This is a genomic window from Micrococcus sp. Alg238-R198 (assembly GCF_900537135.1).
Lineage (GTDB): Bacteria > Actinomycetota > Actinomycetes > Actinomycetales > Micrococcaceae > Micrococcus > Micrococcus luteus.
Map to the genome: position 1 here is coordinate 284,383 of NZ_UNRH01000002.1, position 23,785 is coordinate 308,167.

21 protein-coding genes are annotated in these 23,785 nt (G+C 71.5%); 9 read left to right on the forward strand and 12 right to left on the reverse strand.

The annotated features are described in order from the left end of the window. Positions 1-4: 4 nt before the first annotated feature. Together G6R13_RS12430 and G6R13_RS03315 are read right to left on the reverse strand one after the other, a co-directional pair. Positions 5-229 (reverse strand): type I restriction-modification system subunit M N-terminal domain-containing protein, encoded by a 225-nt coding sequence (locus G6R13_RS12430; RefSeq protein WP_123244038.1) that lies wholly within the window; start codon positions 227-229, stop codon positions 5-7. A 214-nt stretch (positions 230-443) separates the two neighbouring features. Next, positions 444-1,430 carry a hypothetical protein gene (locus G6R13_RS03315; RefSeq protein WP_163721049.1) on the reverse strand — a complete coding sequence of 329 codons (987 nt, stop codon included), beginning with the start codon at positions 1,428-1,430 and terminating at the stop codon, positions 444-446. A 407-nt stretch (positions 1,431-1,837) separates the two neighbouring features. On the opposite strand from G6R13_RS03315, the gene G6R13_RS03320 reads away from it, so the two are divergent. Both G6R13_RS03320 and G6R13_RS03325 read left to right on the forward strand, forming a co-directional pair. After that, entirely contained in the window at positions 1,838-3,091 is a 1,254-nt protein-coding gene (locus G6R13_RS03320; protein ID WP_095694973.1) for an IS256 family transposase, read from the forward strand. A 186-nt stretch (positions 3,092-3,277) separates the two neighbouring features. Further along, on the forward strand, positions 3,278-3,889 hold the full coding sequence (locus tag G6R13_RS03325; RefSeq protein ID WP_163721051.1) for a glycosyltransferase: 612 nt from the start codon (positions 3,278-3,280) through the stop codon (positions 3,887-3,889). Between the two features lie 46 nt (positions 3,890-3,935). Here G6R13_RS03325 and G6R13_RS03330 read toward each other — a convergent pair whose 3' ends face one another. Then, on the reverse strand, positions 3,936-5,819 hold the full coding sequence (locus G6R13_RS03330) for a glycosyltransferase family 2 protein (RefSeq protein WP_159832915.1): 1,884 nt from the start codon (positions 5,817-5,819) through the stop codon (positions 3,936-3,938). Positions 5,820-5,969: 150 nt separating this feature from the next. On the opposite strand from G6R13_RS03330, the gene rfbB reads away from it, so the two are divergent. Both rfbB and G6R13_RS03340 read left to right on the forward strand, forming a co-directional pair. Beyond that, positions 5,970-6,965, forward strand: coding sequence for a dTDP-glucose 4,6-dehydratase (rfbB, locus tag G6R13_RS03335; protein ID WP_163721054.1), 996 nt, complete (start codon positions 5,970-5,972; stop codon positions 6,963-6,965). A 14-nt stretch (positions 6,966-6,979) separates the two neighbouring features. Next, the gene (locus tag G6R13_RS03340; protein ID WP_060973884.1) at positions 6,980-8,395 is read left to right on the forward strand and encodes a sugar nucleotide-binding protein; all 1,416 of its coding nucleotides are present in this window, start codon (positions 6,980-6,982) and stop codon (positions 8,393-8,395) included. 60 nt (positions 8,396-8,455) lie between these two features. Here the strand turns inward: G6R13_RS03340 and G6R13_RS03345 are convergent, their stop codons facing one another. Next, positions 8,456-9,859, reverse strand: a complete 1,404-nt coding sequence (locus tag G6R13_RS03345; protein WP_060973883.1) for a polysaccharide biosynthesis tyrosine autokinase — start codon at positions 9,857-9,859, stop codon at positions 8,456-8,458. Positions 9,860-10,027: 168 nt separating this feature from the next. On the opposite strand from G6R13_RS03345, the gene G6R13_RS03350 reads away from it, so the two are divergent. From G6R13_RS03350 to pth, 3 genes are all read left to right on the forward strand, one after another. Then, positions 10,028-11,338 (forward strand): O-antigen ligase family protein, encoded by a 1,311-nt coding sequence (locus tag G6R13_RS03350; protein ID WP_230956221.1) that lies wholly within the window; start codon positions 10,028-10,030, stop codon positions 11,336-11,338. A gap of 185 nt (positions 11,339-11,523) precedes the next feature. Beyond that, entirely contained in the window at positions 11,524-12,147 is a 624-nt protein-coding gene (locus G6R13_RS03355) for a 50S ribosomal protein L25/general stress protein Ctc (RefSeq protein WP_060973882.1), read from the forward strand. A gap of 7 nt (positions 12,148-12,154) precedes the next feature. After that, positions 12,155-12,730, forward strand: a complete 576-nt coding sequence (gene pth, locus G6R13_RS03360) for an aminoacyl-tRNA hydrolase (protein ID WP_010079281.1) — start codon at positions 12,155-12,157, stop codon at positions 12,728-12,730. A gap of 43 nt (positions 12,731-12,773) precedes the next feature. On the opposite strand, the gene G6R13_RS03365 is transcribed toward pth, so the two are convergent. Next, entirely contained in the window at positions 12,774-13,349 is a 576-nt protein-coding gene (locus G6R13_RS03365; protein ID WP_060973881.1) for a phosphotyrosine protein phosphatase, read from the reverse strand. 83 nt (positions 13,350-13,432) lie between these two features. Further along, a complete protein-coding gene (locus G6R13_RS03370; protein ID WP_060973880.1) occupies positions 13,433-13,960 on the reverse strand; it encodes a DUF2505 domain-containing protein in 528 nt (175 codons plus the stop codon). A gap of 184 nt (positions 13,961-14,144) precedes the next feature. Here G6R13_RS03370 and G6R13_RS03375 point away from each other — a divergent pair, with 184 nt between their 5' ends. Further along, positions 14,145-15,209 carry a MauE/DoxX family redox-associated membrane protein gene (locus G6R13_RS03375; protein ID WP_163721055.1) on the forward strand — a complete coding sequence of 355 codons (1,065 nt, stop codon included), beginning with the start codon at positions 14,145-14,147 and terminating at the stop codon, positions 15,207-15,209. Continuing rightward, complete coding sequence (mfd, locus tag G6R13_RS03380) at positions 15,206-18,862, forward strand: transcription-repair coupling factor (protein ID WP_163721057.1); 3,657 nt, start codon at positions 15,206-15,208, stop codon at positions 18,860-18,862. The genes G6R13_RS03375 and mfd overlap by 4 nt, the downstream gene beginning before the upstream one ends. Positions 18,863-18,868: 6 nt before the next feature. Here mfd and G6R13_RS03385 read toward each other — a convergent pair whose 3' ends face one another. The 6 genes from G6R13_RS03385 to deoC all read right to left on the reverse strand — a co-directional run bounded on the left by G6R13_RS03385 (position 18,869) and on the right by deoC (position 23,777). Further along, a complete protein-coding gene (locus G6R13_RS03385) occupies positions 18,869-19,201 on the reverse strand; it encodes a PqqD family protein (protein ID WP_163721059.1) in 333 nt (110 codons plus the stop codon). Then, entirely contained in the window at positions 19,191-20,078 is an 888-nt protein-coding gene (locus G6R13_RS03390) for a nucleotidyltransferase family protein (RefSeq protein ID WP_163721061.1), read from the reverse strand. Before G6R13_RS03390 ends, G6R13_RS03385 begins: the two co-directional genes overlap by 11 nt. Before the next feature lie 627 nt (positions 20,079-20,705). Next, complete coding sequence (locus G6R13_RS03395; protein WP_163721062.1) at positions 20,706-21,581, reverse strand: hypothetical protein; 876 nt, start codon at positions 21,579-21,581, stop codon at positions 20,706-20,708. After that, complete coding sequence (locus G6R13_RS03400; protein WP_163721064.1) at positions 21,578-22,645, reverse strand: acyltransferase; 1,068 nt, start codon at positions 22,643-22,645, stop codon at positions 21,578-21,580. Before G6R13_RS03400 ends, G6R13_RS03395 begins: the two co-directional genes overlap by 4 nt. Before the next feature lie 78 nt (positions 22,646-22,723). Continuing rightward, positions 22,724-23,029, reverse strand: a complete 306-nt coding sequence (locus G6R13_RS03405; RefSeq protein WP_036317357.1) for a hypothetical protein — start codon at positions 23,027-23,029, stop codon at positions 22,724-22,726. Positions 23,030-23,087: 58 nt separating this feature from the next. Then, positions 23,088-23,777, reverse strand: a complete 690-nt coding sequence (deoC, locus tag G6R13_RS03410; protein WP_163721066.1) for a deoxyribose-phosphate aldolase — start codon at positions 23,775-23,777, stop codon at positions 23,088-23,090. Positions 23,778-23,785: the final 8 nt, after the last annotated feature.

Here is a 23,785-nt window from a genome sequence, read left to right on the forward strand (position 1 = left end):
CGTCTTAGCCAGCTCCCGCATGGCCTCCCAATGGGGGCATGAGCTCCTCCACGCGCCGAAGGATTGTCGGCGGGAGCACCACCATGCCGTACTGGTTCGGCTTGTAGACCCCGCGCAACTGGTCCGCGATCCCCCAGACGAAGTCGGTGAGCGAGGCGGGGGTGGTGAAAGTCCGGAGCTGACATGGGGGATTTCGGCGAGCAGGGTGGAGCTGGCTGCAGCGTTCCACGGGAGCACCACATGGTGGAGCCTGGGTATCAACGGGTTCAACTGCCCCGGGGCCTCGGGTCTCCCGGCCACCCCTGGACAAGCAGAAACCCCGGCGATATGGCCTGGGCCAGGGATCGTTCCGGGGTCTTCGCCCGCAGATTCAGCACGCGGCGGCCTGAGGCCTGGCAGCTGAGTCGCGCCCCCGGAATGGAGGGGCCGGCATCCGCCCCCCGTCACCCCTCCGACGCAGCCGCCTCCCTGCGGCCCCACTTCTCGTCGGCGATGACGAGCATCCGCTCCCCCAGCGCCACTACCTGCGCGAGCGCATCCTCCGGGTCGGAAAGAGGCGTGCTGTAGATGCCCACGTAATCACCCACGTATCCGCGCGCCTGGTAGGGGAAGTCGGTCCCGTAGAGCTTCTGCATCTTCGACGCTCCGCCATGACGAGAGATCGAGAAGCGCCCCTCGGACTCCAGAGCCACCGCCGCCTGCCATGCTTGGCGGAGCGCCTCCCCCATGCACGCGGCGGCGGGGCCCGCCTCCTGCTCCTCCGGAGAGATCGTGAACCCGACCTTCGCCTGGAACTGCGGAGGAACAGCCGCTCCGGTGCGCTCCACCTGGCCGAACACCCACCCGTCCGTCGCGGTGATGTTCAGGCACGGCCAGTTACGCCCCGTCGTCCCAGCCTCGACCTTCAATCGCTCGTGCTTGACGGGCAGCAACACATGGAGCGCTCGACGCGTGACCGCCTTGGCCCCCGGATCGGAAGCCATGACTCGGACGTCCCGCTCGAGACGAGCCACCAACGGGTTCACGTCCATGAGACGGCCCAGCAGGTCCGACCACGTCACAACGGCCCAGTCACGCTGCTTCGTGGTCGCCTCCCGCACGTCCGGAGCGGCCGCGTCAGGGACGACCATGACTCGGCATGCCCCCTCGGCCAAGGCGGCGTAGCGGCCCAGCTGCTCGGCTGTGGCCTGGTGGTCCACCTTCACTTCCACGATGACTTCCTGCCCGGACACCGTGCGGAACCGCTGGTCGATGCGCTGATCCTCGCATATGAAAGTGGCGGGATCCGCTGGATCCAGAGAGAACCCGGTCAGTTCGCTCAGAGCGCGGGAGTACTCCTCTGGATGGGCGGCGCCCAGGGCCGTCAGGAGCCGGGTGGCGAGGGTCTCACTGGACCAGATCAGCGGATTCTCCGGGGTCGGAGTGGGCATGGCGCTCTCCCTTTCTTTGGTGGACGAGTATGAGACGAGGACACGGTGAATGGCGCTGTGGGCCGGGGTCGGCCGGCAGCCCTTCGCCGCTTCTGCCGGTGGCCTGTCCCTAAAATGAGGGCGCCCTGCGCCCGACTGATGAGCACCTCGATCGTCTCCGCCGCCGTCAGCTTCTGCGTGCCGGCCGCCAGGCCGCCGCCAAGCTGCACGATTGGGGCGTAACGGGTCACGGGGTCGTCCTCCTCGAAGGTCAGGTGATCGCTCGGCTCGGCTCCTTGGTGCGCAAGTTGAGTCCCGCATAGTGGTGTAGCGCCCGGTGGTCGGGCGTGTCGTCTCAGACGTGGACGCGGCCACCGTGTGATCCGTCGAGTCAACCTTCCACAGAATCCTCGAATGGAGTCATCACGATGACCGCTCCTCATATTCTCGACCCTGCCGGCCTGCTCGGAGAAGCCCTGTCTGAAGCGTCCCCGGACATGATGCGCCATCTGCTGCAGACCATGATCAACACCTTGCTGTCCGCGGATGCCGACGCGGTGGTCGGTGCCGAATGGGGCAAGCCCAGCTCCTCGCGCACTGCTCAGCGGAACGGGTACCGCCACCGGGACCTGGACACCCGGGTCGGCACCCTGGACGTGGCCATCCCCAAGCTCAGATCGGGCACGTACTTCCCGGACTGGCTACTTGAACGCAGGAAGAGAGCGGAGTCGGCGCTGATCACCGTGGTCGCTGACTGCTACCTCGCCGGGGTCTCGACCCGACGGATGGACAAGCTGGTCAAGACTCTGGGCGTCAACGCCCTGTCCAAGTCCCAAGTCTCCCGGATGGCCACCGAGCTCGACGAGCAGGTCGAGGCCTTCCGCCACCGCCCGCTCGGGGTGGCCGGCCCGTTCACGTTCGTGGCCGCCGATGCGCTGAGCATGAAGGTCCGCGAGGGCGGGCGCGTGGTCAACGCCGTGGTGCTGCTGGCCACCGGGGTCAACGCTGACGGCCACCGCGAGGTCCTGGGCCTGCGGGTCGCCACCTCGGAGACCGGGGCGGCGTGGAACGAGTTCTTCGCCGACCTGGTCGCCCGCGGCCTGGCCGGGGTCCGGTTGGTYACTTCTGACGCCCACACCGGACTCAAGGACGCCATCGCGGCGAACCTGCCCGGAGCGACGTGGCAGCGCTGCCGCACCCATTACGCGGCGAACCTGATGGGCATCACCCCGAAGAACATGTGGCCGGCCGTGAAAGCCATGCTGCACTCGGTCTATGACCAGCCCGATGCGGCCAGCGTGCACGCGCAGTTCGACCGGCTCCTGGACTACGTGAGCGAGAAGCTGCCCACCGTGGCTGAGCACCTCGACGCCGCCCGGGCGGACATCCTGGCCTTCACCACGTTCCCGAAGGACGTCTGGACGCAGGTCTGGTCGAACAACCCGGCCGAGCGGCTCAACCGGGAGATCCGCCGTCGCACCGACGCGGTGGGCATCTTCCCCAACCGGGCGGCCATCGTCAGGCTAGTGGGTGCGGTGCTGGCCGAGCAGACCGATGAATGGGCCGAGGGTCGACGCTACCTCGGTCTTGAAGTCCTGGCCCGCTGCAGGCTCACCACCGTGACCAACACCGGAGACGAGGTGGACCCCGACACCGAACTCACCCTCGGCCTCAGCGCCTGACCCCCATGAAGGATCAGACCGCTACACCATCACGAGGGGCTTGACCCGCTCGCTCGTGCAGCGGTCGGACTTCTTCGTGTCGAGGCCGGGTTACGCAGACAGGCTCGGAAAGCGAGATCACTTCAGTGCAACGGACCTGCTGCCTTCCGGGCCTATGGTAAGCAGTCGGCCACCGCGCTGGCCTTCATGGACCATCGGATCTACGCCGCAGACGCCGCAGCCGCGCGCGCCGTTCCGGCATGGGACGGCGAGGGTCCTCTTCGCATGGCCTTCTCCGGTCGACTGGACCCGATCAAGGGCCCTGAGTACGCTCTCGAAGTTGCCCATCGGGCACGCCGGGCGGGTCTGCCGGTAGAGATGGCCTTTCTGGGGACCGGGCCAATGCGCGAGACGCTGCAGGACCGCGCGGAAGGCTGGGTCCAGTTCCGTGGATTCCGTGACTACCGTACCGAGTGGCTGAACGACGTACGGGACACCGTCGACCTTATGCTTCTGCCCCACCTCCAGGGCGACCCGTCCTGTACCTACTTCGAGTCCCTGGGGTCAGGTGCACCGGTGCTCGGCTTCGCAAACGCCACGCTGAGCCCGCTTGTGCGGCGCCATGGCGTGGGCTGGGCGGTGCCGAGGGGAGACATCGACGGCATGGTGGAGATTCTGCGATCTCTCATCGATGACCCCGAGGCTCTCCTTCGTGCACGGCAGGCAGGTCTCGACCTCGTGGCGGCAAACGATTTCGAAACGACAACCCAGCGTCGCGCTGACCACCTGCTCCAGCACATCGGCCCCACTCTGCTCTAAGCGGCACTGCCCACCCTGGGGGCCTGCCCCGGAGAGGCTCGGGCCCTCAGCTGCCCACTCGCTGCCCGAGCATTCGAGCAAGGTGGACGGCCGCGTGGGCAGGCGTCGCTGCGCCACGCCAGCTGTCCTGGAACATTGCCAACACCTCGCGCAATGGCATGCCGATACGTGCAGCCCGCTTGGTCAGCTCCCACCGATGTGATCGCGCAAGTCCTCGGGCCGCCGCCGATGTGCCGTGCTCCGCATTGCGCAAGGCCGCGAACATGGACCGGACAAAACGGGGACTGTCATGCGCGAACCCCACTGCGCCCAGAGAGGTTGCCAGGCGCCTGACGGCAACGAGGGGCTCCTCCGTGTAGGTGAAGCCATATCGCGCCGCCAGACGGGTGAGGAGCTCGAAGTCCTCGTAGAAGAGGTCCTCGGCGTAGCCGCCCTCCTCGCGAAGAACAGCTGTGCGCATGAAGAACGACGCCGCCGGAATCCAGTTGGACCCGATGAGACAGGCGAGGGTGTCCTCGCTGCGCCGTGGCTCGTCTGGCCAAGGGAACTCGACTCGCGAGGACGGGTGGAGCACCGAGGAGTTCTCGTCGATCACCACTGCGTCGCTGTAGGCAAGAACGACATCATCTGGAGCGGCCCGCAGGAGATCCTCGTGGATCGCGATCCGATCCTCGCGCATGGTGTCGTCACCCGCGATGTAGGTGACGAATTCGGTGTCCACCTGGGATAGCAGCCGGTTGAGGGTCAGGTTCAGCCCTATATTGATGGCATTGGGATGGAACTCGAACGACGACGGGGCGTCAGCGAGCCAGCGCCGGATCACCTGGGCAGTGTCATCTCCTGGCGATGCGTCATCGGCTATCAGCACCCGGACCGGAGGGACGGTCTGCTGTCGAATGCTCTCCAGGGTCTCGATGACGTAGGGAGCGTGGTTATAGGCGACCACCAGAACGGTCGTGCCCGGGTTGTGTGGGCGCTCCGAGGAGCCCAGTCCCAGACCGATTCGTGGTTCAGTCTGTCGCCGGAAGACTCGATGGCGCGTCCACCCGTCGACGAGTCCCCAAGCCGTCGCCACGCGATCGACCGCGCCAGGCCAGTCGCGGGCCTTCAGCCCAGCGGCCATAGCGGCCGCAGCCGCGCCCGCGCGGGCCAGTTCTGTGGTCGGTGCGGAGCTCAATTCAGGCACCGCATGCCACGCGTCCCGCGCCGAAGTGGCCTCCGCAAGTGAACGTCCCGCCCGGGCCTGCGTGCGGACGCGGTCACGCCATGCGGAGGGTCGGGCGTAGATGATGCTCATGGCTCCGCAGTCCGTGATCGGCACGCCGGCGCGGTTGAGGCGGAAGGCCAGGTCGTTGTCCTCGCCACCGCGGACGAGGGCCGCATCGAACCCCCCGACGGCTAGCAGGACGTCCCGTCGGGCGGCGAAATTCCCGCCCATGAGGGCCGGCCCCATCGACCCCCGCCCTGCAGGGCGTGGAGGGACCGGCACGGTTTCGGCGGCCAGCATCTCGAGCTTCTGCTCCAAAGACTTGTCAGCGACGGCCGCGTCGTCCTTGACCACCACGCCTCCCGTCACGACTGGGAAGTCGTCCAGAAACTCGTGGGCGAGACGACACCAGTCAGGGTGGACGACGTCGTCGTCGTCGCAGAACGCGAGTCTGTCGGCCGACGCCTCGCTGATGCCACGGTTTCGGGCGAAGGCCGCACCGCGATGTTCCTCGGCGTCGACCACGCGGACGGTCACGCCATCAGGCAGGGGCCGGAGAGCGGCGACATAGGATCGCAGCCACGCATTTCCTCCGTTGTCGCACAGCAGGATTTCCCTCGGCGGCGCATCGGTTTGACGCAGCAGAGCCGTGATCTGGTCCTTCAGGGGCTGTCCGCTGCGGTGGCAGGGAATGATGATCGACAGCCGCGGTGACTCGAACATGGCCCTCCATCGTCGACTGGGTGTGTCCTGAGACCTCTTGCCAGACTAGTGGGATCTTCTCGGCCAGAGGCGTCGTCCGGCCCGCACGGACCGGCATCGCCCGGCCAGACGACGGTGGGTGAGCTGAAGCGCTCCCGATAGTGTGACCCCATGCACCTCCTCGTCACCGGCGGCGCCGGGTTCATCGGTTCGAACTTCGTCCACCACGTCGTCCGCGAGACCGGGCACGACGTCGTCGTCCTGGACAAGCTGACCTACGCTGGCAACCGGGAGAACCTCGCCGGCCTGCCCGAGGATCGCGTCACTCTCGAGGTCGGGGACATCTGCGACGCGGCCCTGGTGGACCGCCTGGTCGCCGAGTCGGACGCCGTCGTGCACTACGCGGCCGAGTCCCACAACGATAATTCGCTGAACGATCCCTCCCCGTTCATCCAGACGAACATCGTCGGGACCTTCGTCCTCCTGGAAGCGGTTCGCAAGCACGGCAAGCGGTTCCACCACGTGTCCACGGACGAGGTCTACGGCGACCTCGAGCTGGACGATCCGGCGAAGTTCACCGAGTCCACCCCGTACAACCCCTCCAGCCCCTACTCGGCCTCGAAGGCCGGCTCGGACCACCTGGTGCGCGCGTGGGTCCGCTCCTTCGGCGTGCAGGCCACGCTGAGCAACTGCTCCAACAACTACGGCCCGTACCAGCACATCGAGAAGTTCATCCCGCGCCAGATCACCAACCTGATCGACGGCGTCCGCCCCCGCCTCTACGGCCAGGGCGTCAACGTCCGGGACTGGATCCACACGGAGGACCACTCCTCGGCCGTGCTGCGCATCCTCGAACGCGGCGAGATCGGCCGCACGTACCTGATCGGTTCGGACGGCGAGAGGAACAACAGGGAGATCGTGGAGATCCTCCTCGAGCTCTTCGACCGCCCCGCGGACGACTACGACCTCGTCGCCGACCGCCCGGGCCACGACCTGCGCTACGCGATCGACAACACCGCCCTGCGCACCGAGCTCGGCTGGGAGCCGCAGTTCACGGACATCCGCGCCGGTCTGGCGGACACGGTCCGCTGGTACCGCGAGAACGAGGCCTGGTGGCGCCCGGCCAAGGACGCCGTCGAGGCCACGTACCGCGCCCAGGGCCAGTGAGGGGGGCACCACTGATGCGCATCACCGAGACCGCCATCCCCGGCCTGCTCGTCCTCGACCTCGACGTCCACGGGGACAACCGCGGCTGGTTCAAGGAGAACTGGCAGCGCGAGAAGATCCGCGCCCTCGCCGCCGAGCACCCCCGCCTCGCCTCGCTCGCCCCGGTGCAGAACAACATCTCCTTCAACGACGCCGTCGGCACCACCCGCGGCATCCACGCCGAACCGTGGGACAAGTACGTGGCCGTCGCCCACGGCCGGATCTTCGGCGCCTGGGTGGACCTGCGCGAAGGGCCGTCCTTCGGCGCCGTCGCCACCGTGGAGCTCGGCCCGGAGAAGGCCGTCTTCGTGCCGCGCGGGGTGGGCAACTCTTACCAGACGCTCGAGCCGGACACCGCCTACACGTACCTGGTCAACGACCACTGGTCCGCCGACGCGCAGGGCCAGTACACGTTCCTCAACCTCGCGGACCCGACGGCGGCCATCGCCTGGCCCATCCCGCTCGAGGACGCCGCGCTCTCGGACAAGGACCGCGCCCACCCGATGCTCGCGGACGTCACTCCCATGCCGCCCGCCCCGATCCTGGTGGTCGGCGCCGGCGGGCAGCTCGGCCGTGCCCTCGTGACCCGGGCCGAGGTGGCGGGCATCCCCGTGGAGGCCCACGGACGCGACACGTGGGACATGACCGATCCGGCCTCGTGGCCGCGGGAGCACTTCCGCGGCCTGCGCGCCGTGGTCAACGCGTCCGCCATGACCGCGGTGGACGCCGCCGAGACGCCCGAGGGCCGGGCCCAGGCCTGGGCCGTCAACGCGGCCGCCGTCGCCGAGCTCGCCCGCCGCTGCGCCGAGGCCGGCGTGCCCCTGGCGCACGTCTCCACGGACTACGTGTTCGACGGCGCCCTCCCCGTGGGGCAGGAGCACCCGGTGGACCACCCGCTCGCGCCGCTGGGCGTCTACGGCCAGTCGAAGGCCGCCGGCGAGGCCGCGGTGCGCACCGTGGCGCGGCACTGGATCGTCCGCACCTCCTGGGTGATCGGGGAGGGGAAGAACTTCGTGGCCACCATGGCCTCCCTCGCCGAGTGCGGGATCGACCCGGCCGTCGTCGCCGACCAGCACGGCCGCCTCACCTTCGCCGACGACCTCGCCGACGCCCTGCTGCACCTGGTCACCACGGACGCGCCCACGGGCACGTTCCACATGACCAACAGCGGCGACGTGGTCACCTGGCACGACGTCGCCCGGTGGGTCTTCGAGGACACCGGCCACGACGCCGGGCGCGTCTCCGCCACGACCACCGCCGCGTACATGGCCGGCAAGGAGGGCGTGGCACCGCGGCCGACGAACAGCGCCCTCGACCTCGGGCCCCTGGCCGCCGTCGGCTACACCGCCCCGGATCAGCGCGAACGCCTGCGGACGTACCTGAGGCGCTGACCGCGTCTCGCACGACGAAGCCCCCGCCGGTTCCGGCGGGGGCTTCGTGCGTGGGGGCGATCAGCTGCGCGCGCGGGCCTTGCGGCGTGAACGCCGCCCCTTCTTCGCGGACGAACCGACGCTCGAGAGGTACTTCTCGTGGGACTTGTGGTACGTGCTCTCGTACCCGTAGCCATAGGAGTAGCCGCCGCCGCGCTGGGAGCGCGCGACGCCGTTCATCACGACGCCTATCAGATGCGCGTCCACCGCGGCGAGGTTCTCCACAGCCGCCTCCAGGTGGTCCTTGCGGGTCCGCCCCTGACGCACCACGAGCACAGTCCCGTCCACGGCCGTGGCCAGGAGGGAGCCGTCCGTGACGGGCAGCAGGGGAGGGGAGTCGACGATGACGAAGAAGTCCTCCGATGCCAGCTTCAGCAGGGCCCGCATGCGCTTCGAGCCCAGCAGCTCCGACGGGTTCGGGGGCGTCCGGCCGGCGGGGAGCAGCGTGAGGTTCGGGATTCCGGTGGCCGCGAGGGCGTCGTCCGGCTGCACCTCACCGGCCAGCACCTCGGACAGGCCCACGTCGCCCGCCACCTGGAAGAGGTCGTGCTGCCGGGGCCGCCGCAGGTCGGCGTCCACCACGAGCACCCGTTCGCCGGCCAGGGCCAGGGCGCGGGCCAGGTTCGATGCGACGGTCGACTTGCCCTCGGAGGGGTCCGCGCTCGTGAACGAGACGACGCGGGGCGGCTCGTCGACGGAGACGAACTTGAGGTTGGTGCGCAGCGCCCGGATGGCCTCGCCGGCCCGGGGGTCGAGGTCCATGGCCTCCTCGCCCGTGCGGGTCAGGGACTCGTTCTCCGGGACGGCGCCGATCACGCCGGCGCCGGTGATCTCCTTCACGTCGGCGCGGCTGCGCACCTTCACGTCCAGGAGACGACGGAGCACGGCGATGGCGAGTCCCGCACCCAGTCCGGCCACCGCGCCCACGAGGACGTTGCGCCGGGTGTCAGGGCTCACGGGGGCAGAGGGCACGCGGGCATCGGACAGCGGCACGACCTCCAGCGGGCTGTTCTTGTCCACGTCCGCCGCCACGTCCGCCGTCGCCTGCAGTGCACTGTTCGCCAGCTGCGCGGCGGTCTCGGGATCGGTCGAGGTGGCGGTCACCTTGATCATGCTGGACTCGGGGACGAGCACCGCGGAGAGCGAGCCGTCGCCGTCCTGCCCCGTGTCCTGTGCCACGCGTTCACGCACGGCCTCGCTGTTGATCAGGGCGACGTAGGCCTGAGCCCGGCTCTCGGCGGGCAGGTTGCTGGTGATGAGGCTCTGATCTGCAGCCCGGGCGGCGAGGAACCCCTGAGATTCGGATGCGTAGATCCGGGGCTGCAGTGCGGAGTAGCCCCAACCCAACAGACCCCCCACAAGGGCTGCTGCCAGGAGCAGCAGGAGGTTGGCGCGCAGGAGGCGGAAGAAGTCGACGATCGTCACGGAGCACCTCGGGGGTCATGGACGGGGATGCGCGGGCCGTTGTGGCCAGGAAACGCACAGGTCCACGGTACCAACACCTACCGTGCGCTCTGAGGCCCCGAGGACGAGGCCCGCCACCGCGCTACGCTGAGCCGAGTATTGCCCGGCGTCCACGAAAGGTTCCGCACCATGCGCCCGAGCACGCCCCGTGACCGGACGGCTGCCCGCGCCATGGGGGCCGTCGCGCCACCCGAGGCCCGGCCTGCCCGGGGCCACGCCGCGCTCGGCCTCGTCCCGGACGGTCAGGCCGCGTGGACCCGCTCTCCGTGGAACCCGCTGGTCACGTCGGCCTCACCGCGGCTGTTCGAGGCCGTACTGGCGGTCGGCCTGGTGATGGAGGCGTTCACCGCTCCGGGCCTGCCGATCCCGTTCGCGGAGTTCTCCGCGATCCTTCTGCTGCTCCTGGCCTCGTTCCGGCAGCCCCGCCGGGACCTCTCGCATTACGGCGTGCTGGCCCTCGTCGCGCTGGCCCTGGTGGCGTATCTCGTCGCGGTGACCGTGCACAACGACCTTGATCCCACGCGTCGCGCCACCAGGATCACGCTCCTGATCCTGCTGATCTACGCCATCGCCAGCGAGCGGATCGACATCAAGGGCGTCCTCTACGGGATGACGGCCGGTGCACTGATCAACGTGCCCCTCTTCTACGCAGGCCTGGTCCCGGACACCTACGGCGGCTACCTCACCGGGTTCCTGGGGGACAAGAACGTCTCCGGTCTCTTCTACGCGCTCCTGCCCGTGCTGCTCGTGGCCACCCTGCAGCGCATGGGCCCGAAGCTCCTCGTGCTGGGCGCCGGCTCCGCCCTGACCTTCCTCACCGGCTCGCGGACCTCGATGGCCGCGCTGTTCTGCGCGGTCGCATGGATCTTCGTGAGCCCCTACCTGGGGCGGGCCCTCCGTATCGCACTGGTGGTGGTCATGGGCTGGTTCGTCAGCTGGGCCGAGGAGAACCTGGCCGACCTCGGGATCTTCGGCGACCGCACGGGCACGGACTGGTTCCGGGCGCAGATCCAGGCGGCGTCCGTGGAGAAGGTGGCGGAGACGTCCTTCTTCGGCCAGGGCCTCTCCACGGCATTCGTGGACCTGGACCACGTGTCCATGTTCTTCCACAACTCCTACCTGGGTCTCCTGGTCGAGGGCGGCTGGCCGTTCCTGATCGTGGTGGTCGGCGCCTACCTCTGGCTGTGCCTTCGGCCCTTCGCCCGGACGCACCGCTCGCCTTCCCGTGTCGCCGTCGAAGCGGCCGCCCTCATCATCCTCGTGGCCTCGCTCCAGCTGGGGGAGGTGTTCATCACGATCTTCGGCGCCATCGTGCTCGGTTGCGGACTCCTGCTGAGCGCCCAGGAGGACGAGGAGGACCATGGCGCCCCCGCGAAGGACCGGGCCCACCGCCGCAAGCTGGACCGCATCATCGAGCGGTCCCGACGCGCGGGCCGCTGAACGCGTCGAGCACCACCGGTGCTATCCTGTCCGGGTTGCCCAGGCGAGGGAGCGTGCGCTCCGTGATCGACGAGGCCGCCGCCGCGCGTCAGCATGCTGACCCGCTGCGGCACTGAAGCCCCCTCCTGGCCGCATCCCGCGCCGCCCCCGGCAGCGCGGCCGAGACCCCCACAGGAGGACGCATCATGTCTGACCAGCTCAAGATCAAGGTCACCCGCCGCACCGACTTCGGCAAGGGCGCCGCCCGCCAGGCCCGCCGCGCCGGCCTGATCCCCGCCGTCGTCTACGGCCACGGCCAGGAGCCCGTGCACCTGCTGCTGCCGGCCCAGGAGACCACCCTGGCCGTCCGCAACCCCAACGCCCTGCTGACCGTCGTGAATGAGGCCGGCGAGGAGCACCTGGTCCTGCCCAAGGACATCCAGCGCCACGCCATCAAGGACACCGTGGACCACCTGGACCTCATCGAGGTCCGCCGCGGCGAGAAGGTCATCGTCGAGGTCACCGTGCAGGTCGAGGGCGAGGTCGCCCCCGGCACCGAGTACGTGCTGGACTACGCCACCGTGCCGGTCGAGGCCGACGCCACCGACCTGCCCGAGGCCGTCACCATCTCCGTCGAGGGCCGCGAGGCCGGCGACCACGTGTACGCCCCGGACGTGCAGGTCCCGGCCGGCGCCACCCTGCAGCTCGAGGACGACATCGTCATCGCCACCGTCAACGAGGTCGTCGAGCAGGACCTCGGCGACGAGTCCGTGCAGGAGGAGCAGGCCGCCGAGTCTGCCGAGGGCGAGTCCGAGGGCTCCGAGGACTGATCACGCCATGACGACGGGGACCACGCTCATCGTCGGGCTCGGCAATCCCGGGCCCGAGTACGAGCGCACCCGTCACAACGTCGGCCAGATGGTGGCGGATGAGCTCGCCTCCCGCATGGGGGTCGGGTTCACCCGCCACCGGGCCGGCGCCGTGGTGGCCACGGGTCGCCTCGGCATCGGGGGACCGCGGGTCGTGCTCGCGAAGTCCACCGGCTACATGAACGTCTCCGGACGCCCCGTCTCCGCGCTGGCGTCCTTCTACGGGATCGGCCCCGAGGACCTCGTGGTGGTCCATGACGAGCTGGACATCCCGTTCGACACCCTGCGCCTCAAGCGCGGCGGGGGAGAGGGCGGCCACAACGGCCTGAAGTCCATCACCGCCTCGCTGGGCACGAAGGACTACGCCCGCGTGCGCGTCGGCATCGGCCGGCCCCCGGGCCGCATGGACGTGGCCGACTTCGTGCTGCGCCCCTTCACCAAGCCCGAGCAGGACGTCCTGCCCCTGCACGTGGACCGTGCGGCGGACGCCGTCGAGAAGCTCGTCACGGACGGGCTCGAGCCCGCCCAGCAGGCGTTCCACTGACCTCCCGCCCCGCGACATCCTCGACGGGGGTGCAGCCCCACGCTCAGGGGGTCGGGGTCACGGCACGGGCCAGGGCATCCGCGATGGTCTCCAGCGCGGGATCCATGATCCGGATCATCTCCGCGTACCCCTCCACCGGTCCGCGGAACGGGTCCACGACGTCGAGGGGCTGGGCGGTCGACCGCGCGAGGGCCCGGTGGCGGGCCGCCTCCGCCGCGAAGGCACGCACTCCTCGGCCCGCGGGGATCCAGTCCCGTCCGTCCCGCGCGTCCAAGATGCGGACCAGCGCCGCGAGCTCCAGTACGGTGAACACCCGCGCGACGGCCTGCGGCACCTCCCGCAGCGCGAAGCGCATGTGCTCCTGAGCCGCCGCCAACACGAGATCCGCCTCCGCGACCATGAACGGCTGCAACGCGGCGGGCCGATGGTCCGCGAGGCCGGCGACACCGGCCTCGGCGCCGAGCCGCACGAGCGGCGGGGGCACCGTCAGGGCCTGGTTCGGCTGGGAGCCGGCGCTGCCGACCTCCACCCGGCCGGGGACCAGAGCCGCCAGCCGTCCCTGCAGGGCCCGGCTCGCATAGGCCGATCGGCACACGTTGCCGGTGCACACGATGAGCACGGCGTCCGGCGAGGGGAGGGCCCGGCGCCCCCGCTGGGCAGGCGGAGACGGGCTCGTCGGCGCCGGGCGACGGGGGAACGAGATCAACCGCGCGCTGCTCCGCCGTCACGCTCGAGCCACGAGGACAGCGCCCGGGCCTGACGATCGACGACCTTGCCGACCATCGGCTCGGCCTTCGCGGCGAGCTTCGAGCCCACCAGCGGAATCCGGCAGACGAGGGTGCCGTCCACGGAGAACTGGGAACCCTCACCGGCGGCGGTCAGGCGGAGGGCGCCGTCCGCCGTCGCCTTGGCGGAGGGCACGGTGATGGTGGTGGTGCCGGCGCGGGAGCCGTCCGCGGCGGGCGCGTCCCAGCGCTCCACCTGCTCCACCTGGAGGGCGGAGCCGATGAGCTTGCGGGCCATGTCCGGGACACGGTCCGGGATGCGGTCCGCGGGCAGGGAGCGCACGGCGGTGACGGTCATCGGGCCCTCCGGGGAGCCCTCCACGGAGAACGAGACCAGGGAGCCGCCGAAGGACTCGACCACGGAACGGTGGAAGTCCTCGGACGCCAGGGCGGCCGCCACGGCCGACGGCGGGTGCGGGATGGACTGCTGAGCGGAAAAGGCCACGGTGTCTCCTCGGGGTCAAGTCGGACCGCGCCCGGCGGGCCATGAGAGGGCCGGCACCGGTTCGCCGACGGCGATGGGCGTCCATCCCTCACCTTATATGCTGGCCTCCGCGACCCGGGTCCCGTGCACGGCGCCGGGACCGGCCGCGCGACCCCTCGTGAACCCCCTGGAAGGTGTGTCCGCCATGTCGGCACTCTGGGCCGTGGCCCTCATCATGCTCCTGAGCGGGACGGCGAAGCTCCGTTCCGGCGAGGACGTGCAGGCCACGTTCACCCGACTCAGGGTGCCCCGCCCGTTCGCGGCCCCCGCCCTGGCGCGCGCGTTCCCCTGGCTCGAGCTGCTGCTCGCCGCCGCCCTCCTGCAGCCCTTCACCCTGCTGCGTCCCGTCGTCGGCCTGGTGGCCGTCGCCCTCTTCGCCGCCTTCCTCGCGCTCGTGGTCCGGGCCCAGGACGACGGCGTCTCGTGCGGCTGCTTCGGCGAGGCCTCGGCCGCCCCGATCTCCCGCACCACCGTGGTCCGCAACGTCGTCTTCCTGGCCCTCGCCGTCCTGGCCCTGGCCGAGGGGATCGTCTCGCTGGCGGTGCACGGCGCGGGCCTGGCCTGGCAGCCTCTCACCGCCTTCGGCGCCGGGGCGTGGGCGTGGGCCCTGCTCGTGTCCGTGCTGCTCGCGACCGCCGCGTTCCTGGCCGGGCGCGAGTCCGTCCCGGCCGCACCCGACGCCGCCCCGGCGACGCCCACGCCCGAGGCCCCGGCCGCCGTCGACCCGGCCGACGCCGCCGAGCCCGAACGCCACCCGTTCCCGGACGCCGTCGTGGTCGCGGACGGCGAGTACACCGGTCTGCACCGGCTGGTCGCGGACGGGGCCGTGGTGGCCCTGCGCCTGTCCACGGGGTGCGGCTCCTGTACGCGGGTGATCGACCGGCTGGACGAGTTCAAGGACGCGCTCGGGCCGGTCCGGCTGCGGGTCCTCATGCCCCAGCACGCCCCCGGCGCCGAGGGGGCGATCCACAGCGGCGCCGTCGACGCGTCGCTCGTGCTCGCCGACCCGGCCGGCGCCGCCTCGCAGGCCCTCGGTCTGCACTCGTTCCCCACCGCGGTGCTGCTCGGCACGGACCGGCTCACCGCCGGCGGCCCGGTGGGCGGCGCCGACGACGTCCTCGCCTTCCTCGAAGAGATCCGGGAGATCATGACCACCGAACTGCCCGCCGCCACGGACGGCTCCACCGCCACCCCGGAGGTCCGCGCATGAGCGCCCCCGAGACCACCCCCGTCCTCGCCCCGCTGCTGCCGCGCCTGCGCTCCGAACGCGCCATCGAGGCGGCCGCCGCCTCCGCCGCCCGGCCGCTCGAGTCCCGGGGCGTCGAGCTGGAGATCGGCCTGCCCGACGGCGCCCGCGCGCCCCTGCTGACCGTCCTGGCCGAGGCGCTGGCCGAGGGCCACGGCGAGCGCGCCGCCGTCCTCGTGGTCACCGCGACCACCCGCGAGGCCGAGGACCTCGTGACCGACCTGGCCGCCTGGGCCCCCGCCGGCGCCGCCGCGCTGTTCCCGTCCTGGGAGACGCTGCCCCACGAGCGCCTGTCCCCGCGCTCGGACACCGTGGGCGCGCGCCTGGCCGTGCTGCGCCGCCTCGCCCACCCCGAGGAGCACGCGGAGGGCCCGCTGCGCATCGTCGTCGCCCCCGTGCGCGCCGTGCTGCAGCCCCTCGTGGCCGGGCTCGGCGAGCTGAGCCCCGTGACCCTGCGGACGGGGGAGGAACGGGACTTCGACGGCGTGGTGGCCGCGCTCGCGGACGCCGCCTACTCGCGCGTGGACATGGTCAGCCGCCGCGGCGAGTTCGCCGTGCGCGGCGGGCTGATCGACGTGTTCCCGCCCACCGAGGACTACCCCGTGCGCATCGAGTTCTTCGGCGACGAGGTGGAGCAGATGCGCTGGTTCTCCGTGGCGGACCAGCGCTCCCTCGAGGACACCACGGAGGACGGCTCGGGCCACCCCTCCGAGCTGAACGCGCCCCCGTGCCGCGAGCTGCTCATCACGGACCACGTGCGCCGGCGCGCGAAGGAGCTGATCCCGGCCATGCCCGCCGCCGCGGACATGCTGGACCGGATCGCCGAGGGCGTGGCCGTGGAGGGCATGGAGTCCCTCTCCCCGCTGCTGGCCGAGGCCATGACGTCGCTGCCCCGCATGCTGCCCACCGGGTCGCTGACCGTCCTCGTGGAGCCCGAGCGCCTGCGCGGCCGCGCCGACGACCTGCTGGCCACCAACGAGGAGTTCCTCCAGGCCGCGTGGGCCGGCGCCGCGCAGGGCGCGGTCGCCCCGGTGGACGTGGCCGGGGCGGACCAGTCCGCCGCGGGCGGCTTCCTCACGGTGGCCGAACTCCGCGCGGCCGCGCTCGAGCAGGACCAGGGGTTCTGGTCCGTCACCGCGCTGGTCTCGGACGCTGAGCTGCTGCCCGACGCCGCCACCCTGCGCGCCACCCTCGGCGTCCCGCAGACGTTCTCGGGCGACATCGAGGCCATGGTCGCGCACACCCGCGTCCGGCTCGCGGAGGGGTGGCATGCCGTGGTCCTCACCGACGGCCCCGGCTCCGCCCGCCGTCTCGCCGAGCTCACCACGGAGGCCGGCCTCACGGCCTCCGTGGCGGACGGGCCCCTGCCCGCGGACCTCGCCCCGGGGCGGGTCTCCATCGCGACGGCGCCCGTCGGCTCCGGCTTCACGTTCCCGGACGCGCAGATCGCCCTGATCACGGAGCATGACCTCTTCGGCCGGCACCGCACCGCGGGCACGCGCGCCCCCGGGGCGCGGCTGGCCCGGAAGCGGCGCAACGCCGTCGACCCGCTGACCCTGCAGCCCGGCGACCACGTGGTGCACTCCCAGCACGGCATCGCCCGCTTCGTGGAGCTGCAGCGCCGCAAGGTCACCGGCGGCCCGCGCACCGCCCCCGGCGCTGAGGAGTCCTATCGCGAGTACCTCGTGCTCGAGTACGCGCCCTCGAAGCGCGGCGCCCCCGGCGACCGGCTGTTCGTGCCCACCGACCAGCTCGACCTGATCTCCACCTACGTGGGCGGGGAGACGCCGTCGCTGTCCAAGATGGGCGGCTCGGACTGGGCGCAGACCAAGTCCAAGGCCAAGCGCGCCACCCGCGAGATCGCCGGCGAGCTCATCCGTCTGTACTCGGCCCGCATGGCCTCGCGCGGCCACGCGTTCGCCCCGGACACCCCGTGGCAGGGCGAGCTGGAGGAGGCGTTCCCGTTCATCGAGACGCCGGACCAGCTGACCACCATCGAGGACGTCAAGAAGGACATGGAGGCGGCCGTCCCCATGGACCGGCTCGTCTCCGGCGACGTCGGCTTCGGCAAGACCGAGGTGGCCGTGCGCGCCGCGTTCAAGGCGGTGCAGGACGGCAAGCAGGTGGCCGTCCTCGTCCCGACGACGCTGCTCGCCCGCCAGCACCACCAGACGTTCTCCGACCGGTTCGCCGGCTTCCCCGTGAAGGTGGCCGCGCTCTCCCGGTTCCAGACCGCCAAGGAGTCCAAGGAGGTCGTCGAGGGGCTCGCGCACGGTGAGGTGGACGTGGTGATCGGCACCCACCGGCTGCTCTCCGACCAGGTGCAGTTCAAGGACCTGGGCCTGGTGATCGTGGACGAGGAGCAGCGCTTCGGCGTCGAGCACAAGGAGGCGCTGAAGAAGATGCGCACCAACGTGGACGTGCTCGCCATGTCCGCCACGCCCATCCCGCGCACCCTCGAGATGTCCCTCACCGGCATCCGCGAGACCTCCACGCTGGCCACCGCCCCGGAGGAGCGCCACCCGGTGCTCACCTCGGTGGGCCCGTACTCGGACCAGCAGGTCACCGCGGCCATCCGCCGCGAGCTGATGCGCGAGGGTCAGGTGTTCTACGTGCACAACCGCGTCACCACCATCGACAAGGTGGCCAAGCGCATCGCCGAGCTGGTGCCGGAGGCGCGGATCGCCGTCGCCCACGGCAAGATGAGCGAGGCCCGGCTCGAGCAGATCATGGTGGACTTCTGGGAGCGGAAGTTCGACGTGCTCGTCTCCACCACGATCATCGAGACCGGCCTGGACATCGCCAACGCCAACACCCTGATCGTGGAGGACGCCCACCGCTACGGCCTCTCGCAGCTGCACCAGCTGCGCGGCCGGGTGGGCCGTGGCCGCGAGCGGGCGTACGCGTACTTCCTGTACGACCCGCAGAAGCCCCTCGGCGAGGTGGCCCTCGAACGGCTCAAGGCCGTGGCCACCCACAACGAGCTCGGCGCGGGCATGCAGCTGGCCATGAAGGACCTCGAGATCCGCGGCGCCGGCAACCTGCTGGGCGGGGAGCAGTCCGGCCACATCGCCGGCGTGGGCTTCGACCTCTACCTGCGGATGGTGGGCGAGGCCGTGGCCGACTTCAAGGGCGAGGAGGACACCGCGCCCGCCGAGGTGAAGGTGGAGCTGCCGGTCAACGCCCATCTGCCGCACGACTACGTGCCGGGGGAGCGGCTGCGCCTGGAGATGTACCGCAACCTCGCCCAGGCCGCGGACGACGCCGCCGTGGACGCCGTGGTGGAGGAGCTCAAGGACCGCTACGGCCCGCTGCCGGAGCCGGTGGAGGCGCTCGTCGCCGTCGCCCGGTTCCGCAACCGGGCCCGAGCCGCGGGCGTCACCGAGGTGATGCTGCTGGGGCAGAACGTGAAGTTCGGCCCCGCCGCGGACCTGCCGGAGTCCCGCCAGATGCGCCTGACCCGCATGTACAAGGGCGCCCAGGTCAAGCCGGCCCTGAACGGCGTCCTCATCCCGCGTCCCAAGACCAAGCCGGTCATGGGTCAGGACCTCGTGGACGTCCCGCTGCTCGAGTGGGCGCAGCAGGTGGTCGATGCGATCTTCGCGCCGGAGGGCTGAGCCGGGTCAGGCCGTCCGCACGCGGACGAGGACGCCGTGCGCCTCGAGCATCTCGAGGAAGGCGTGGACGTCCGCGGCGACGTCGGCGGGGGCGAGGCCGAACGCCTCCGCGACCTGGACCGTGACGTCCGTCGTCGACAGCGGTGCCGGCGGATCCGCGACCAGGTCGTCCTCCGGGGTGCGGCCGCCCACGAGGACGTCCCAGATCACGCCGCCCGAGGTGCTCAACAGCAGTGGCTGACCGGCCTCGAGCGTCATGACGACGGCCTGGCCGCCGGCGATGCGGGCCCACGCGATGTCGGGGGCGAGCGCCCAGCCCTCGGTGGTCTCAACGGTCACGGCGCACCGCCTTCGCCCAGGCCCAACCGGCGAGTGCGCCGAGCCGGGCGCGCTGCTCGCGCCACAGGTCCGCACGGGTGACAGGCCGGCCCAGGCGCATCTGCAGATGGGGGCGGTTCACCGGGATCGTGCGGGCCACGAGGACGGCCCGCTCCCGCACCGTGGCGGCCGACCGCCACCGGGTGCGGAACAGCTCGAGACCGCTCTGGCTCTCGTGAAGCGCCGCGAAGAGGGCCAGCTGCCGGGTGTCGACGCCGTCGGCGGCCTCGCCCGTGGCGACGTGCCAGGCCGCGCCCGCGTCCAGCCGGTGGGCTTCCTCGCGCAGGGCGGCCCAGCTCTCGGCGGTGAGGGACTCCCGGATGTGCCGGACGTCGAGGCCACCGCGGAACGGGTCGCGGGCCGCGTGGACGATCACGACGAGCCGCTGGTGGCGCGGGCTCGGCACCGGAACGGGCCGGCCCGCGATCACGAGGTGGGCGTGCTCGATCCACAGGGCGTCGAAGGCCGCCTCGGGGGACGCGCCGAGGCCTGGGAAGAGCCGATGCACGTCCACATACCCCAGCTGGTCGTGCCAGAGCGTGGCCGCGTGCTGGAAGATCGACCCCTCCGAGAAGTCAGCGACCGGTTCCCAGGCGTGGGCGTGCAGGAGCTCGATGACGGCGGTGGCATCGGCCGGATGGACCAGCAGGTCCACGTCCGAACTGCGGCGGTGCTCCGGGTAGACGCCGGGCTCCGTGGCGTAGCCCTTGACGTGCAGGCCGCGAATGCCGACCCGGTCCAGCAGATGCGTGATGCGGGCGTGGGCGAGGCGGACGCGGACCTCGAGGTCCAGGGATGGCGGGGCGGCCGGTCGCTGTCCCGTCGCTCGTTCTCCCATGGCCGCGAGCTTAGTCGACCCAAAGGAGGGCCCGGCGGTGACTGTGCCGGATGCCCGGTGCAAAGTTAAAGGGGGTTCAGGTGGATTCGTGGACTGACGGCGCGAGACCCGCACGCTCCCGGGTGCTCCGTGTTGACGTGCCATCCATGAACGCGTGGCAGGACTCGCGATGAGCTGCGCGACCTGTCTAGATCCACCTGCAGAGTTCCATTCTCATGTTCACCGAGCATGCCGTTCCCGGCGATCGTCCCCCTGCCGCAGGGCATCCCAGACCTGGACTGGTTGCGCTAATGGGCGCGGATCGCGGGCTTCATCGGTCTTGTTGACTGCATCGCCCGCGGTCGGCTCAGTCGCCGCTCGCTCTGGTGCGGACGCGGCGGTGGAAGGTGGCCCTGCTCGTCACCGCCGCGGTGTGCGTCTTCCTCACGGGCCCTGCACCTCCATGGCGGGCTTGGCGTGCGCCGTCCTGTGGCTCTGGTCGACGCCGCAGATGGGGGTGGCGTCGTGCTCGTCCTCGCCATCCTCGGCGCCTACGCATTCTTAGGCTGCGCCTGTCCGCCCCCCGGCTGCGCACCCCTGCGCGTGGCAGTGGAGGCGGCCCCGTCCCCGATCTCTGACGCCGGCCGGTCAGGCGCCCGTCGGCTCCTCCTCCACGAGGTCCCCGTCGAGGGCCCGGGCGATCTCCCACGCCAGCAGCTCGACGATCGGCTGCGCGGTCTGCGCCATGGCGGCGTAGCCCTCGGCGGGGCCACGGAACGGGTCCGGCAGATCCGCGTCCGGTCGCTCCCCGTGGGCGATCAGGCGGGAGCGCAGCTCCGCCAGCGCCGTGACGAGCGCGGTGACGCCCGCGCCCGGAGGGACCGACGCGGCGAGCTCCTCGCCGTGGTCGCGCAGGAGGGTGCCCATGCCGAGGATCGTGAAGGTCCGGCGCACCGCCGCGGGGTCCTCGCGCAGCACCTCGTCCTGGTGGTCGTCCGTCGCGGTCAGGACGAGGTCCTGGTCCGCCAGCGAACGCCCGGTCAGCTGCTGCGGTCGATGCTGCGTCAACGCGGCGCGGACTCGGCGGCTCGGCGCGAGGTCGAGCAGCGGGCCGGGGACGGTGAGCGCCTGGTTCGGTTCCGTGCCCGCGCTCGTGACCTCCGCGCGGCCCCGGTCGCCCAGCAGGGCGTTGAGCTGCGCCTGCAGCGCGTACTCCACGTAGGCGGAGCGGCAGATGTTGCCCGTGCACACGACGAGGACGCGGGCGCTCGGCAGGGGGCCGGGGACACGGCCGGCCGGCGTCGCACGCTGCCGCGGCGTGGCGGGGTCGGCCGGGTGGGGGCGGAATGCCGGGCCGAGCCGGAACTCGGCGAGGCGATCCTCCCGCGCCGTGGAGGCCGCCGGGGCGTCGGCGTCGCCGCCGTCACCCGCCGGGTGGCCGCCGTCGCGGGCCGGCACCTCGGGCTCCTCCGGCGTCGGCGGCAGGAACGGATTGCGGATCGGGGGGCGATGATCCCTGCTCATGGGTGTGTCCTCTCCGAGGCGGTCGTGACGCGCGGCAGCGCGGACGTGACGGGGTGCGGGGGCTCCACGTGTCGCAGGCGGTGCACCGGGTGCCAGCGGCGGCGCGCCCCCGTGAACGGCTTGGACAGGGGGGTGGCGAGCAGGGCGAGGCCTGCCAGCCAGCTGAGGGCGAGCGCGAGGGCGAATTTGGCGGCGTTGTCCTCCACGCCGTGGCGCGTGACCCACATCAGCACCCAGCCGTGCAGCAGCACCACCACCGTGCCCGTCCGGACCAGGGCGGTGATGGCGCGGCGCAGGGCCTGACCCGTCCCGGTGCGTCGGGCGAAGGAGCGCAGCAGTCCCTCCACCGTGGAACCGAACACGAGCACCATCCCCGCGGACATCAGGACGCCCACGGCGGGGGTGAGCACCGGCGTGCCGAAGCCGCCGAACTTGATGTTGGGCGGCTCCAGGCCCAGCCGGACCGCGACCAGACCGAGCAGCACCAGGCCGACGCCGATGAGCGTCCGATGGCGCCGCACGTGCGGCTGGACGCGGCGACGGAACGTCTCGCCGCTGAGGACGAACAGCAGGCACGGCAGGGCCAGCCCGACGCCCAGAGGCGTGCGGGCGATCGCGGAGTCCGGCACGAGGTGGGCCCACGCCAGCCCGGCCAGGCCCACGGCCCAGGCGACGGCGGACGGGAAGCGCTCGAGGAATCGGCGCAGCACCGTGGTGAAGAACAGGACGGAGATGAACCAGAACGCCCACCACGGGGGCTCTTGGTCCGCGCCCCCGTACCAGCCGGTGATCATCAGGCGCCTCAGGAGGTCGGGGTCGTCGGCGAACCACGCGAACGCGGCCACGGACATGAGCGCCGCCCACACCAGGTACGGCACCATCAGGCTCCGGAAGCGGCCCCGCACGTCCGTGGCCCAGGGGCGGCCGCGCGTCCAGAAGTAGCCGGTGAGGAAGAAGAACAGCGGCATCCGCCAGATCTCCAGGTACCGGCTGAAGGTGAGGTCCGTCAGGTATGCGTGACCCAGCACCACCGCCGCGATGGAGACAAGCCGAAGGGCGTCCACCCCCGTGTTGCGGGTGGACGCCCTTCGGCGCGCGGCGGCCGGACGACCGGTGTCAGCGATCCTCGGCTCCGGGACGGCTCAGCGGTGCGCGGCGCCGGTCTCGACGGCGTGGGCGCCGGAGGCGGCGTGCTCGACGACGGGACGGGTGTGGATGGCGGTGGTGTCCACGGTGTCGCTGCGGCCCAGGAACGCCTTGGGGATCATGAAGGCCACAGTGGCCAGGGCCAGCGCGATCAGGCCGGGGATCCAGACCGACTCGAGCGACCAGAAGCCCATGGCGTAGAGGCAGCCGAGGAACGCGCCGAAGGCGACGATGAAGGCGATCAGGGAACCCCAGACGCCGCCCACGTTGGAGTGGTCGATGGCCTTGCCGTTGCGGATCACGTGATGCTCCTTCGGTGCGGTCCCAGCCGGGGCGGACGCCCGGCCGAAGTGATGCGAGTCAGTCGGATCCCAGGATAGCAAGCGCGGAGCTGGCCCCGATCCGGGTGGCCCCGGCCTCGATCATCGCCAGGGCGTCCGCGCGGGTGCGCACCCCGCCGGAGGCCTTCACGCCGATGCGCTCGCCCACGGTGCGGCGCATCAGCGCGACGTGCTCGACGGTGGCGCCCGCGGTGGAGAAGCCCGTGGAGGTCTTCACGAAGTCCGCCCCGGCCTCGACCGCGGCCTCGCAGGCCAGGACGATCGCGTCGTCGCCCAGCAGGGCGGTCTCCACGATCACCTTGAGCAGCGCCCCGCCGTCACCCGCGGGGCCGCCCGCGTGCGCGGCCTCGGCCACGGCGCGGACGTCCGCGACGAGCCGGTCGCGGTCCCCGGCGCGGGCCGCGGCGACGTCGAGGACCATGTCCACCTCGTCCGCGCCGGCGTCGATCGCCTGCCGGGCCTCGAAGGCCTTGACCTCCGAGGCGTTGGCGCCGAGGGGGAAGCCGATCACGGTGCAGGTCAGCACGTCCGAGCCCGCGAGCTCGGCGGCCACCAGCGGCACCCACACGGGGTTGATGCAGACGCTCTTGACCCCGGCCTCGCGGGACTCGGCCACGAGGCGGCGCACGTCCGCCTCCGAGGTGTCGGCCTTCAGGGCGGTCGCGTCGATGTACTTCGCCAGCTCGGCGGTGGTGAGGGAGACGGTCATGTCCGCCA

What these genes read in the sequence shown, in the direction of transcription:
- rfbB (WP_163721054.1), top strand. Translation starts at nt 5,970, where the DNA reads ATGCACCTCCTCGTCACCGGCGGCGCCGGGTTCATCGGTTCGAACTTC.
- G6R13_RS03390 (WP_163721061.1), bottom strand. Translation starts at nt 20,078, where the DNA reads ATGGGAGAACGAGCGACGGGACAGCGACCGGCCGCCCCGCCATCCCTG.
- G6R13_RS03350 (WP_230956221.1), top strand. Translation starts at nt 10,028, where the DNA reads ATGCGCCCGAGCACGCCCCGTGACCGGACGGCTGCCCGCGCCATGGGG.
- G6R13_RS03315 (WP_163721049.1), bottom strand. Translation starts at nt 1,430, where the DNA reads ATGCCCACTCCGACCCCGGAGAATCCGCTGATCTGGTCCAGTGAGACC.
- G6R13_RS03355 (WP_060973882.1), top strand. Translation starts at nt 11,524, where the DNA reads ATGTCTGACCAGCTCAAGATCAAGGTCACCCGCCGCACCGACTTCGGC.
- G6R13_RS03340 (WP_060973884.1), top strand. Translation starts at nt 6,980, where the DNA reads ATGCGCATCACCGAGACCGCCATCCCCGGCCTGCTCGTCCTCGACCTC.
- mfd (WP_163721057.1), top strand. Translation starts at nt 15,206, where the DNA reads ATGAGCGCCCCCGAGACCACCCCCGTCCTCGCCCCGCTGCTGCCGCGC.
- G6R13_RS03395 (WP_163721062.1), bottom strand. Translation starts at nt 21,581, where the DNA reads ATGAGCAGGGATCATCGCCCCCCGATCCGCAATCCGTTCCTGCCGCCG.
- deoC (WP_163721066.1), bottom strand. Translation starts at nt 23,777, where the DNA reads ATGACCGTCTCCCTCACCACCGCCGAGCTGGCGAAGTACATCGACGCG.
- pth (WP_010079281.1), top strand. Translation starts at nt 12,155, where the DNA reads ATGACGACGGGGACCACGCTCATCGTCGGGCTCGGCAATCCCGGGCCC.
- G6R13_RS03375 (WP_163721055.1), top strand. Translation starts at nt 14,145, where the DNA reads ATGTCGGCACTCTGGGCCGTGGCCCTCATCATGCTCCTGAGCGGGACG.
- G6R13_RS03325 (WP_163721051.1), top strand. Translation starts at nt 3,278, where the DNA reads ATGGACCATCGGATCTACGCCGCAGACGCCGCAGCCGCGCGCGCCGTT.
- G6R13_RS03330 (WP_159832915.1), bottom strand. Translation starts at nt 5,819, where the DNA reads ATGTTCGAGTCACCGCGGCTGTCGATCATCATTCCCTGCCACCGCAGC.